The organism is Acinetobacter guillouiae (genome assembly GCF_002370525.2).
Classification (GTDB): domain Bacteria; phylum Pseudomonadota; class Gammaproteobacteria; order Pseudomonadales; family Moraxellaceae; genus Acinetobacter; species Acinetobacter guillouiae.
Genome location: NZ_AP014630.1, coordinates 2,376,365 through 2,388,872, shown reverse-complemented (window position 1 = coordinate 2,388,872; position 12,508 = coordinate 2,376,365). Strand labels below are relative to the sequence as shown.

The 12,508-nt window shown below is 38.6% G+C and carries 10 protein-coding genes; 9 read left to right on the top strand and 1 reads right to left on the bottom strand.

From position 1 onward, the window contains the following. Nucleotides 1–235 precede the first annotated feature (235 nt). The 3 genes from AS4_RS11005 to AS4_RS10995 are packed head-to-tail and all read left to right on the top strand — an operon-like array spanning nt 236 to nt 4,409. Complete coding sequence (locus AS4_RS11005) at nt 236–1,525, top strand: flavin-containing monooxygenase (protein WP_096734164.1); 1,290 nt, start codon at nt 236–238, stop codon at nt 1,523–1,525. 51 nt (nt 1,526–1,576) lie between these two features. Continuing rightward, the gene (locus tag AS4_RS11000) at nt 1,577–2,980 is read left to right on the top strand and encodes an APC family permease (protein ID WP_096734163.1); all 1,404 of its coding nucleotides are present in this window, start codon (nt 1,577–1,579) and stop codon (nt 2,978–2,980) included. Nucleotides 2,981–3,008: 28 nt separating this feature from the next. Beyond that, nucleotides 3,009–4,409 (top strand): aminotransferase, encoded by a 1,401-nt coding sequence (locus AS4_RS10995; protein WP_096734162.1) that lies wholly within the window; start codon nt 3,009–3,011, stop codon nt 4,407–4,409. A 180-nt stretch (nt 4,410–4,589) separates the two neighbouring features. On the opposite strand, the gene yddG is transcribed toward AS4_RS10995, so the two are convergent. Further along, complete coding sequence (yddG, locus tag AS4_RS10990) at nt 4,590–5,510, bottom strand: aromatic amino acid DMT transporter YddG (protein ID WP_096734161.1); 921 nt, start codon at nt 5,508–5,510, stop codon at nt 4,590–4,592. Nucleotides 5,511–5,785: 275 nt separating this feature from the next. On the opposite strand from yddG, the gene AS4_RS10985 reads away from it, so the two are divergent. The 6 genes from AS4_RS10985 (at nt 5,786) to AS4_RS10960 (ending at nt 12,485) form a co-directional block, all read left to right on the top strand. Then, nucleotides 5,786–6,424 (top strand): vWA domain-containing protein, encoded by a 639-nt coding sequence (locus AS4_RS10985; protein ID WP_034613146.1) that lies wholly within the window; start codon nt 5,786–5,788, stop codon nt 6,422–6,424. Nucleotides 6,425–6,441: 17 nt separating this feature from the next. After that, complete coding sequence (locus tag AS4_RS10980; RefSeq protein ID WP_096734160.1) at nt 6,442–7,086, top strand: TerD family protein; 645 nt, start codon at nt 6,442–6,444, stop codon at nt 7,084–7,086. Between the two features lie 14 nt (nt 7,087–7,100). Continuing rightward, nucleotides 7,101–7,736 (top strand): vWA domain-containing protein, encoded by a 636-nt coding sequence (locus AS4_RS10975; protein WP_096734159.1) that lies wholly within the window; start codon nt 7,101–7,103, stop codon nt 7,734–7,736. 103 nt (nt 7,737–7,839) lie between these two features. After that, entirely contained in the window at nt 7,840–8,892 is a 1,053-nt protein-coding gene (locus tag AS4_RS10970) for a TerY-C metal binding domain-containing protein (protein WP_034613144.1), read from the top strand. Nucleotides 8,893–9,031: 139 nt separating this feature from the next. After that, nucleotides 9,032–10,912 carry a PP2C family serine/threonine-protein phosphatase gene (locus AS4_RS10965; RefSeq protein WP_096734158.1) on the top strand — a complete coding sequence of 627 codons (1,881 nt, stop codon included), beginning with the start codon at nt 9,032–9,034 and terminating at the stop codon, nt 10,910–10,912. Nucleotides 10,913–10,955: 43 nt separating this feature from the next. Continuing rightward, complete coding sequence (locus tag AS4_RS10960) at nt 10,956–12,485, top strand: helix-hairpin-helix domain-containing protein (protein WP_004720359.1); 1,530 nt, start codon at nt 10,956–10,958, stop codon at nt 12,483–12,485. Nucleotides 12,486–12,508: the final 23 nt, after the last annotated feature.

Sequence of the window (12,508 nt, the reverse complement as noted above, 5' to 3'; positions counted from 1 at the left end):
GCTTCAGATTTTTTGATGCATTTGTTTTGGATATTCTATTTTCGCTTTGCTGCTCGGCTCCCTATATTTTTCTTAAATCATGTTTTGCGCAGCTTTGATATTTCATTTTTTGAACAAGAAATCTGCAGCAAACACATACAGCCAAACACATGTGATTGGCAGTAGTTGGTAAATGTCTATTCAGCAAAAGAGTTGTTGTTGCAAGGACGTTCCTCGATCTGACAAGGGAAAAAAGATGAGTTTAGATAAATTAGAAATAGATACTGTTGTGGTTGGTGCTGGCCAAGCTGGAGTCGCGATGAGTGAGCACCTGACAGAGCTTAAAATTCCACATGTGGTATTAGAAAAAAACCGTATTGCAGAAGCTTGGCGTACACGCCGTTGGGATTCTCTGGTAGCGAATGGACCTTGTTGGCACGATCGCTTTCCCAATATGGAATTTGATCTTGATCCAGATAGTTTTGTACATCATGACCAAGTTGCTGAATACTTTGAAAAATATGCCAAGCGCTTCAATGCACCAATTTATAGTAATGTTGACGTCAAAAAGGTTCAAGCAAATGCGCAAGGTGCGGGTTTTGTTGTTGAAACCTCTAACGGCACTTTAACAGCACAACGTGTCGTTGTGGCAACAGGGCCTTTCCAAAAAGCCATTATTCCTTCGATTGCACCTCAGCAAACAGATTTATACCAAATCCATTCAGATCAATATAAAAATCCACAACAAATCCCCGAGGGTGCTGTTTTAGTGGTGGGTTCAGGTTCTTCAGGTATTCAAATCGCAGATGAATTAAATCGTGCAGGTAAAAAAGTTTATTTGTCTGTTGGGGCACATGAACGTCCACCACGTGTTTATCGTCAACGCGATAATGTTTGGTGGCTCGGGGTGTTGGGCGGATGGGATAGCGTTAAAACCGATACAGGACCGCTGAAAGGTTTGGCTGTAAGTGGTGCACATGGTGGGCATTCCATTGATTTTAGACGTTTAGCACAACAAGGCATCACCTTATTGGGGATGACGATGCAATTTGAAGGAGCGCAGGTACGTTTTCAAAATGATTTGCAACAGTCATTGGCCGACGGTGATAAAGCTTATTTTGAGTTTTTAGATGCTGCAGATGCTTATGTTCAACGTACAGGTATAGATTTACCTGAGGAACCAGAAGCTCGGATTATTTTAGATGATGCTGAGTGTATTCAACAGCCTATTTTAGAGCTTGATTTAGCCCAAGCAGGGATCACCTCAATCATTTGGGCATCTGGCTTTGGCTTTGATCATAGTTGGTTAGAAGTCAATGCTTTTGATGCGGATGGTCGGCCTAACCATAAGCTTGGTGTCTCAACAGAACCGGGTATTTATTTTATTGGTCTTCCTTATTTATCTGGGCGTGGTTCAAGCTTTATTTGGGGCGTTTGGCATGATGCAAAACGCGTGGCAGGCCACATTGATATTCAACGTCAGTATTTAGAGTATCAAGATAAAAACCAAAGAAAGCGAATCAATAAAGAAGAAAAAACAGCATGAAATAAGTTTTAAATTTCAAGGTTTAATGCCCACTCTAGGAGGGAGGAGCACATGACAGGAAAAAACAATAAGCAAGGAAGTCGTTTAATCGATCAAGCAAAACAGGTGAATGCAAAAAAGTTAACTTTGTTTAATTTAATCGCCATTGCAGTAGGTTTAGTGCTATCGCAAGGTGTGATGGTGATTATTTTGCAAGGATTTGGCTTAAGCGGAATAAGTTTCTTTATTCCGCTGATTATCGGATTCTTTTTAGCACTGAGCTATGCGACATCTTTTGCAGAGTTGGCATTATTAATTCCTAAAAGTGGCAGTATCAGTGATTATAGTCTAGTCGCAACAGGGCATTTACCCGCAATGCTTTCTGTGTTTTGCGGGTATATTTTGGTGGCGATGTTTGCTGTTTCAGCGGAGCTGATTTTAATCGATGATGTGATCAAAAAAATATTTAAACTGGATGTTCCCTATTTTGGCATTGGCTTTTTGATTTTATTTATTTCAGTGGGTTTAAATCTGCTGAAAATTGATATCTTCTCCAAAGTTCAAAATACCGTAGCTTTTGTCATGGTGGTTTTATTACTTTTGCTCGGTATATTTGCGATCAGCGGCTGGGTTTATCCGCATACACAAGTGGTTGATTATACAATTACTTTTGATACAAATACTGTGGCACTGGTTGCATTGGCTTTCTGGGGATTTGTCGGGGTCGAGTTTGTTGTCCCGATGATCGAAGAATCCAAAAATCCCAGTAAAAATATTCCAAGATCGATGTATATCGGTTTAACCACGATTTTTATCACCATTTCTTTATATGGCGTGGGTGCACTTTATTTCTTACCCCAAGAGCATCTGGTCAATTCTTTGACCCCACATATTGAATATGCAACGGCGGTATTTGGTCCGACAGGCTTAATCTTTATTGCGATTGGCGCTTTATTTGCCACCTTAAGTACCTTAAATGCGACTTTAGCTGCCTTACCGCGTATGTTGCAGGGCATGGCAAGCAATAAACAAGTGTTATCAATTTTTGCCCGAGTCAATCAGAAGAATAATGTGCCTTGGGTGGGCGTTGTATTTGTTGCGGTCATCATCATGATACCAATGCTGTTCTCACAGAATGAAACCGAAGTGATAAAGGTGCTGTTAACTGCAGCATGTATCTCTTGGTTGATCGCTTATGTGATTGCGCATATCAACGTGATTGTGTTGCGTAAACGCTACCCACAGATGGCAAGACCTTATAAAGCACCATTTTATCCATTCCTGCAAATCATTGGCATTATCGGGATGGTACTTACGATTTTCTATGCTGTGCCTACCCCAGATTTGAGAGTCAAAATATTTACTTGGGTCGGAATCGTGATTGGTTTTACCACAATCATCAGTATTCTTTGGATCAAATTGGTGATGAAAAGACAGCTATTTCAACCAGAATCCATCGAAAGTTTGACCAAATAAAAGCAGAATTTTAACAAGGAGTTATCTTATGAAACAGTTATCAACAACAGAAATTACAGAAGTTTGGAAAAAAGATAAAGATCACCATATTCATCCATGGACTGACTTTGCAACCTTTAAAGATGAAGGTGCCATGATTCTTGCACACGGTGAAGGGTGTTATGTTTTTGATGCTGAAGGCAATAAATATCTGGATGATATTGGTGGTTTATGGTGCGTCAATGTGGGTTATGGGCGTCAAGAAATTGCCGATGCTATTTCAGAACAGATTATGCAAATTCCTTATTATTCTGCATTTGGTCACCATACTTCGATCCCCGCTGCAAAATTATCTGCAAAACTGGCTGAACTGGCGCCTGGAAATTTGAATCATGTGCTGTTTGGCTGTGGTGGCTCAGTTGCCAATGATACTGCGGTACGACTTATTCACTTTTATTTCAATCAACTCGGTCAACCAAGCAAGAAAAAATTAATCTCGCGTAAAGATGGCTACCATGGCAGTACCTATATCAGTATGTCATTAACTGGTGTTGAGTTTGACCATATCGGTTTTGATATTGACCGTGAATTGGTCCACCAGATTTCATGCCCCAATCCATACCGTAGAGCGGAAGGTCAAAGCTTAGAAGATTTTTGCAATGAAAAGGTACAAGAGTTAGAAAATAAAATTTTGGAATTGGGTCCAGAAAATGTCGCTGCGTTTTTTGCAGAACCAATTATGGGTGCTGGCGGTGTTATTGTACCTCCGCCGGGCTACCATAAAAAAGCCCTCGAAGTATGCCATAAATATGGGGTTTTATATGTGTCCGATGAGGTTGTGACGGCATTTGGTCGTTTAGGACACTTTTTTGCTTCAGAATCAGAGTTTGATATCGTTCCAGATATTATTACTTGTGCCAAAGGGTTATCTTCAGGTTACTTACCTTTAGGTGCAACGATTATATCTGATGATATTGCTAAAGTGATTGGCAAACCTCAGGCGGATGGTGCGTTATTTACCCATGGATTTACCTATTCGGGTCATCCTGTTTCTTGTGCAGCAGCATTAAAAAATATTGAAATTATCGAGCGTGAAAACTTATTGCAACACGTCAATGATGTAGGTCAATATTTTGAAGATCAATTGCACACACTGATTGACTTAGAGATTGTCGGAGAGGTTCGTGGCAAGAAGTTTATGATGTGTATTGAAAACTTAGCCAATAAGAACACCAAGGAACTTTTCCCAAGTTCAGTCAATGTAGGTTCTCGAATTGCAGATTATTGCCAGAAAGATGGATTAATTATTCGTCCAGTGGGTCATATGAATATTATGTCGCCACCGTTAATTTTAAATAAGGATCATGTAGACTTTATCGTCACAACATTACGCAAAGCGATTCTGAGTACCACTGCTGATCTTAAACGTGAAGGTTATTTGTCTAGTTAAACTTACAGATAAATCTAAGCAAACAATTTAAACAATTCATGGCCCCTAAACTGAATCAAAAGTAGCGGGGCCATTCACTGAGTTGATCATTCAATATGGATTAAATGCAGCTTAAGCTGTTGAATCATTGTTTGAATTGTATTTATTTAAAAATGCTTGCTAATCGGCAAGCATTTAATTTTACACACTGAATAGTTTGTCTTTTAATTGGTGCCAATTTGTCGAAATCCAACACACTAAAGAGCCTGAAGTCACCAAGATCACGCCATACCAAAACTCTGTTGGTAGATTGGTTTGTAAGATAAACATTGAAATCAAAGTTGAGATGACTGGACTAAAATAAGATAAAGTCACCAAAATCGTAATATTGCCTTTGATAATACCAATATTCCAAGCGGCATAGCCCAAGGCCATCACCACTGAAACAATGCCTAATAATCCTATTGTTGTAAGTTCAACTTGTGGAATTGCATTTAAACTCAATCCATGTGACCACAAGTATTTAGTCCACAGTACAATACTGATCGCTACAAAGAAAAATGAAATTGGATTATGCCCATCACTATATTTTTTGGTAATCACACAATATAACGACCACAGTGTTGCTCCAACAAATGCCAAAATATAACTGATTGGATTTTCCAGAATATTGGATAAAATATTAGACCAGGTTAAAGCACCTTGCCCAGTTTGAATCAAAATAATTCCACTTAAGCTGATGGCTAAACCGACAATAACAAAGACATTAAATTTAATTTCTTTAAATAGGATCAGCATGGCAACTGTTAAGCCCGGCCAGAGGTAATTGACTAGACTAACCTCTATGGCTTGTTGTGCAGTTTGTGCCAGTGCGATGGCATAAGAAAAACATAATTCATAAATAACAAACAATAAGGTAGAAAAAATCAGATATTTTTTTGAAATTAATTTTAAATCTGGGATTTTAAAAAATATTAATAAAATACAAGTGCTCAGTGTATACATCAGCAGCACAGCCAACTCAGCGCCCAAACTAAAACTGATTTTTTTCAATAAACCGACGATGGAAGACCATTGTAAAATGGCACTTAAACCAATCAAAGTTGCGAGATTTTTTGACATATTGGGCTTTAAAATCTGAGGATTCAGATTAAGGTAAGTAATGAAATAATTATAGCTTACAATTCTATGATTATTTTTAAAATATCACCCAGCATAAAATAAATAATATGCCATGATGAGCTTAGTTAAAAATAGGGGATTTAAGCAAAATTCGATATTTGGGTAAAAAATTAAGTATTAAAAATGATAAAAAAGCTTTGTTTTTAGTTCGATTTTTTATATAAACATATGCATAAAGATTAAAAATTAACGAGACATTAAACAGAGATAAACAAATGAGAAGATTACCCGTATATTTATTATTAGATACCTCAGGTTCGATGCATGGTGAACCGATTGAAGCTGTTAAAAATGGTGTTGAAATACTGGTTTCTTCACTCAGACAAGATCCTTATGCACTTGAAACAGCCTATTTGTCTATTATTACCTTCGATACTCAAGCCAAACAGCTGATTCCTTTAACTGAAATTGCAATGTTTCAACCCCCTCAATTACAGGCAACGGGTACTACACAGTTGGGCGAAGCACTGGGATTACTGGCAGATAAAATTGATCAGGAAGTGCAAAAAACCACACCTGATACCCGTGGTGACTGGAAACCCTTAGTTTTTATTATGACAGATGGTGCACCAACGGATGACTGGACCAAAGGTTTTGCAAAACTAAAACAAGCCAAGACGGGGATGATCATTGCTTGTGCAGCCGGACATAATGCAGATAGCAGTATTCTCAAACAAATTACAGAAGTTGTAGTAGAACTTGCAACCGCAGATTCAAATACCATTAAAGCCTTCTTTAAATGGGTTTCTGCAAGTATTTCTACGGGTAGCCAAAAAGTAGATGCAGGTCAAAAAGAAGTCACAGGCTTAAATGATCTTCCACCACCACCACCTGAAGTAAATGTGGTTTTATAAAAATAAAGGAAACTAGCATGGCAATTACATTAGCGAAAGGTCAAGGACTCAGCCTTGAAAAATCTAAACATGATTTAGAGTTAGTGACGATTGGACTCGGTTGGGATATCACTGAGCAAAAGAAAGGCTTTTTAGGCGGATTATTTTCAGGCGCAAAGAGCGAAGAACACGATCTAGATGTGGTGGCATTCTTATGTGATGCCAGCGGAAAAGTAAAAGATCTCGGCTGGAATGCCGCAGGTCAAGCCACACTCGAAAATAGTGATGTCATCTTTTTTAATAATTTAAAACATCGTTCAGGGCAAATCTGGCTGACTGGAGATAACCGTACTGGTGCTGGTGACGGCGATGATGAGCAAATTATTGTCAAATTAAATAGCTTGGCAGCTGAATATCACAAGATTGTCTTTATTGTGCAAATTTACAATGGTGCAAAAAATAATCAGCATTTTGGTCAGGTGAAAAATGCCTTTATCCGTGCTGTCGATGGTACTGGCAAAGAAATGGTGCGTTTTGATTTATCTGGTATCGGTCAATATGATCAACAACGTTCATTATTATTTGCTGAACTGGTCAGAGAAAATAGTGGCTGGAAATTTAACGCGGTCGGTAATGCTTCTCCCGCGGATAATTTCGTGGAATGGTTAAAAAAATATAGTTAAAAAATGAGAATATAATGCGCCGTTTACCTGTATATATTTTATTAGATACATCTGGCTCTATGCGTGGTGAGCCAATTCACTCGGTGAATGTGGGCTTGCAGTCAATGCTCAGTGCATTAAGGCAAGATCCTTATGCGCTTGAAAGCGTGTATTTAAGTGTGATCACCTTTGATATTGAAGCAAAAGTTTATCTACCGCTCACCCCTTTGGATCAGGTGCAAATTCCAGATCTCGATGTGCCCAATGTGGGAGCAACATTTATGGGTGCGGCATTGGAATTACTGGCACAAGAAGTACAACAGAATGTGCAGAAAAGTAGCAATGAGGTTAAAGGGGATTGGCGCCCTTTATTGTTTTTGATGACAGATGGTTCACCCTCAGATGTTTATGCTTATCAGCAAATCGTTCCCACAATTAAACAGCTTAATTTTGCCACGATTGTCGCTTGTGCTGCGGGGCCAAAAGCAAAAACTGAATCCTTGTTGCAACTGACGGACCAAGTGGTTGTGTTAGACACCATGGACTCAAATAGTTTCGCCAGCTTCTTTAAGTGGGTTTCTGCAAGTGTGGTCGCTGGCAGCAGTAGTGCAGGGGTATCCGACTCAATTTCTTTACCACCACCACCTGCCGAAATTCAGCTGGTTTTATAACTGGATATTACCTGACGATAAAAATGCTAAATCAAACAGATCAGCGCTTATCTGTTTGATTTAGATATTTGAATGATGTGATAAAAATAATTTAGGTGAAGTTATGCGCCGTTTACCCGTATTTTTTGTTCTTGATTGTTCTGAATCAATGGTCGGGCAACCGCTTGAATCAGTTCAAGAAGGTGTAGAGTTTATTTTAAGCAGTTTAAGAAAAGATCCTTATGCACTTGAAACTGTATATGTTTCAGTGATTGCATATGCAGGGATTGTCAGAACATTGGTCCCTTTAACTGAGTTATTTGCCTTTAATCATTTTAATTTACCGTTGGGTGGTGGGACACATTTGGGCAAAGCTTTAGATCATTTGGGGCAGGAAATTGATCGTTATGTGATGAAAACCACCAGCGAAGTCAAAGGCGACTGGAAGCCAATGGTCTATATATTTACCGATGGACGCCCAACCGATGAATATGATCAGGCAATTCAACGCTGGAATGCCAAATATGCGCATAAAGCGACTGTTGTCGCCATTGGTCTCGGTGCAGATGTTGATTTTTCTGTGCTGAGTAAGATCACTGAAAATACCATTTCAATTGATCAGATCAATCAAGAATATGTCAAAGGTTTGTGTAAGTGGATCACAGCCTCTGTGGTATCACAAAGTATCAGTATTGGTAGTCATCAACAAAAAGATGATCTGTTGCCGATTGATGAGCGTTATATGCGCTTGGCAAAAGATGCATTGTCCCTGCAAAAAAATAAAGCTGATGATCATTGTGCGATATTTGTGGGTCGCTGCCAAAAGATGAATAAACCTTATATCATCAAATATATACGTAACTTACAGTATAAAGGTCCAGCTGATTTAAATATCAATATCTATAATTTTAAGTTAGATACCTGTAGTGCGATATCTGAGGAGTATTTTACTTGGTCAGATCATAATGCATCAAATAAGCAGATCAATACGGCTGAACTCGATGGTTTCCCTGAATGTCCACATTGTTTTTCTGAAACCGCCTTTGCAGTATGTGGTTGCGGTAATTTGATGTGCTATGACGGTTATCGGGAATCTGTGGTTTGCCCGTGGTGTCGTCGACAAATCAGTTTCTCGTCTGGTGACGGAGATTTTGATTTAACCCGTGGTCAAGGTTAGGCTTTATCGGTTGATGAATAGATTATTGAAGCATTGCTATATTGAACAATATTAAAAACTTATATCGCTAAACGCTTAAGTGCATCGTGATTGGTGAGTGACCAAGCGAATAGAATAGAAAAAATGGCTAGAGGGTAAAATGGACAGTGATGTATGCAAATTAAAGCAGATTTTGGAACAAAATCCCGCAGATTTTAGTGAGACATTTTCACAATTTTTATTAAGTGATCCACAAAATCTCAAACAACTTTCAAAGCTCATTAATGAATTGGAAAAAGTGAAGATAGCTTCACCGCGTTTGAACAATATCGATGAAGCTGATTTATTGGATAATGCATCTGTAATTCAGTCTCAGCATGAAAATATAAGCTCGGATACAACTCAAGCCACTGTACAAAAGAATGTTCAACAGCAAGCCTGTCTTAATCAGCAAACTGGAACCAATCAACACATTAGCGTGAATGAACAAGTCAAGCTTGATGAAAATATTCAACAAAATTGTGTTGGGCCTTTAGTGGATGCAAATCAAATCCATACATCATCTGAAAATACCAACTTAGTTGGAGTAATTTCCGATGCGCAAAGTATCACTTTAGATCTTCACACAACATTGCAACTGGCACCGATCCTACAAGTTGAACAGCAAGTTGTTGCTGATCAACAAGTCGAGGAAGCATCAGCCCCTACAACTGAACCCAATTTAGAAAACAAGCCGACGATTGATTCTGAAAATATAAGCTTAACCCCTGAAATAATATCTTCTGAAACTGAGAAGAATAGATTAGAGATCGAATCTGTGTTTAGACGAAGTAAATATGAAGACATTAAATTTCAGGTTGAAAATGCCCGAGTTGGACAACACTATCAATCTCAAATTTCAGTGATTTCTCAACATGATGTCAGTCAATTAACATTCAAATCTGAAAGCTTTAAATTTCCAGATAGCAGCTTTTATTTCGATGAAGCAACACAACGTATTCATGGTCAGCCACAACAAGCAGATTCAATCGAATTTTCTTTTCAGTTTATTGCTGATGGAGAAACACGCTCCGCCCAGTGTCGGTTGAATATCATTGCAGACCCACGCAGTTTATGGAAAGTCATTGAGCCTGAGTCTGGTCATAAATTTAGCAAGCCGCATTTAGATCAAGCCTTGATTGATGCGGTGGACTATAAAATTATTGCTGCAAGTCGTCGTGGCCGTTCACATGAACACGCAGGCTTATTTAGAGATGACGATTTTTCCATTACTTTAATTGACAATACACCTTGGTCGGTCTTGACTGTGGCTGATGGTGCAGGCAGTGCACAATACTCCAGAGAAGGTTCTCGAATTGCGGTAGAGATTGTTGAAAATGAGTTTAAAAACTATTTAAACCCACACACGGTTGAAAGCTTGATTGCTGATTTAGAAAAGTGGCAAGTGGCTAGTCAGGATGCTGAAACTGTTGCTGTTGCCAAGAAGTTAAATGAGCAGTTTCATCATGTATATTATGAAATTTATAAATCAATTATTAACCAAATCAAATTACAAGCAGAACAGATTGGGGCTAATACTAAAGATTTTTCAACCACATTGCTGGTTGCGGTCGTATGTAAATTAGCTGACAAAACCTTTATCAGTGCATTCTCGGTGGGAGACGGTGCAATCGCAGTATATAGCGAGGACAATGTGCGCCTGATGAATGTTCCAGATGGTGGTGAATATGCAGGACAGACCAAGTTTCTAGATCTGAGTATTGCAACAGAATTTCCAAACCGTTTAAAAATAGGCTGCTTTAAAGATACCCATGCGATTATGTTGATGACAGATGGTATTTCAGATCCAAAATTTGAAACAGATTCTGGCTTATCCAATTTTGACAAATGGCAAAGTTTATACCGTGAACTGGATCCGTTGCTACAGAATGAAGCAGCTGATACTGCATTGTTGGAATGGATGCATTTCTTTACAGCTGGGCATCATGATGATCGTACCATGGCCGTATTATGGAATAAGCATTCAACAATATCTGTATAAATAATATCTAAGTATTTGAAGAATATAGTGTAAGGTGGCAAGTATGTCAGCAAAAATTATTAAATGTACCACCGTTGATGGACGTGAAATAGAATTTGTAGATGAAATTATCGGTTCAGGTGCAATGAAAGATGTATATTTTTCACCTGATCGTAGTTATGTGGTGTGTTTTTTTAGTAAAGAAAAGAATAAATTTTATGAATCTAAAGCCACCTTTGAGCAGCAAAAAGATCGCTTAAAAGAAATTGTAGGCAATAAGTGGCAAAGTATTTTTAATGGGATTGGTGGGGATTATTGGAAGAATATTTTCTGCTGGCCTGATGGTTTAGTTGAATATAATAATTTGCTTGGGATTACCGCCCCGACCTATAGAAAACAATTTTTCTTTGAATATGGTTCAAAAAATAATGATTTTCTGCAAATCAAAGGCAAAGAAAAAGAAGGGAAATGGTTTGCAAGTGCAAATAACCAAAACAGATTTCTCGACGATAAAGAAAAAGGTACTTGGCTAAATTACCTTAAAATAGGAATTCTAATTTCCCGCGCAGTACGCCGTATGCATGCTGCGGGTTTGGCCCATTCAGATTTATCTTATAAAAATATTTTGGTCGATCCTGTTTCTGGGAGTGCCAGTGTTATCGACGTTGATGGTTTGGTGGTGCCTGGAAAATACCCACCTGACGTTGTCGGTACTCCCGATTTTATTGCGCCAGAAGTGGTACGCACCAGTCATTTATCCAAAGACAATCCTGATCGTTATTTGCCCAGTATTGCAACAGATAAACATGCTTTGGCAGTATTGATTTATATGTATTTGCTCTATCGACATCCGTTACGAGGTGGAAAAATTCATGATATGAATGATCCACAAAAGGATGAAACGCTGGGAATGGGTGAAAAAGCACTGTTTATTGAACACCCAACAGATCATAGTAATCAAGTGAAACCGACTCAACTTAAAGTTAGTCAGCAGCCGTGGGGTGATCCTGCAAAAGTACCTTTTACAGTGACTGGACCGTATTTATCTGAGCTCTTTATGAAAAGCTTTGTCGAGGGTTTACATGATCCTGCCAAGCGTCCCTCAGCCAATGACTGGGAAACAGCCTTGGTTAAAACAGTGGATTTGATTCAGCCGTGTCATAATCACCGTTGTGGTCAAAAGTGGTATGTTTTTGACAATTCGACTAAACCTGAGTGTCCATTTTGTCATACGCCGTTTAAAGGTAAATTACCTATTCTCAATCTATACTCAGCACGGCAACAAGGTAATTTTAGACCCGATAATCATCGTTTAATGGTATGGACAGGCCAATCTATTTACGCATGGCATACCAATAATATGATTGCACCGAATGAACGATTGACCGCAGAACAGACCAAGCGAAAAGGCTATTTCGTTTTACATAATGATGTGTGGTGGTTGGTCAATGAAGATATGCCTGATCTTACCGATGTTGCCAATAAAACGCAGATCCCGATTGGTGGTAAAATTGAGCTAAAAGATGGTGTTCAAATTTTATTTTCTAAACAAGATGGCGGTCGTTTAGCTGTGGTACAAATGGTTGAAGCATAATGCGTTGCTTCAACCCCAAATAA

What these genes read in the sequence shown, in the direction of transcription:
- AS4_RS10975 (WP_096734159.1), top strand. Translation starts at nt 7,101, where the DNA reads ATGCGCCGTTTACCTGTATATATTTTATTAGATACATCTGGCTCTATG.
- AS4_RS10965 (WP_096734158.1), top strand. Translation starts at nt 9,032, where the DNA reads ATGGACAGTGATGTATGCAAATTAAAGCAGATTTTGGAACAAAATCCC.
- yddG (WP_096734161.1), bottom strand. Translation starts at nt 5,510, where the DNA reads ATGTCAAAAAATCTCGCAACTTTGATTGGTTTAAGTGCCATTTTACAA.
- AS4_RS10995 (WP_096734162.1), top strand. Translation starts at nt 3,009, where the DNA reads ATGAAACAGTTATCAACAACAGAAATTACAGAAGTTTGGAAAAAAGAT.
- AS4_RS10970 (WP_034613144.1), top strand. Translation starts at nt 7,840, where the DNA reads ATGCGCCGTTTACCCGTATTTTTTGTTCTTGATTGTTCTGAATCAATG.
- AS4_RS11000 (WP_096734163.1), top strand. Translation starts at nt 1,577, where the DNA reads ATGACAGGAAAAAACAATAAGCAAGGAAGTCGTTTAATCGATCAAGCA.
- AS4_RS11005 (WP_096734164.1), top strand. Translation starts at nt 236, where the DNA reads ATGAGTTTAGATAAATTAGAAATAGATACTGTTGTGGTTGGTGCTGGC.
- AS4_RS10960 (WP_004720359.1), top strand. Translation starts at nt 10,956, where the DNA reads ATGTCAGCAAAAATTATTAAATGTACCACCGTTGATGGACGTGAAATA.
- AS4_RS10980 (WP_096734160.1), top strand. Translation starts at nt 6,442, where the DNA reads ATGGCAATTACATTAGCGAAAGGTCAAGGACTCAGCCTTGAAAAATCT.
- AS4_RS10985 (WP_034613146.1), top strand. Translation starts at nt 5,786, where the DNA reads ATGAGAAGATTACCCGTATATTTATTATTAGATACCTCAGGTTCGATG.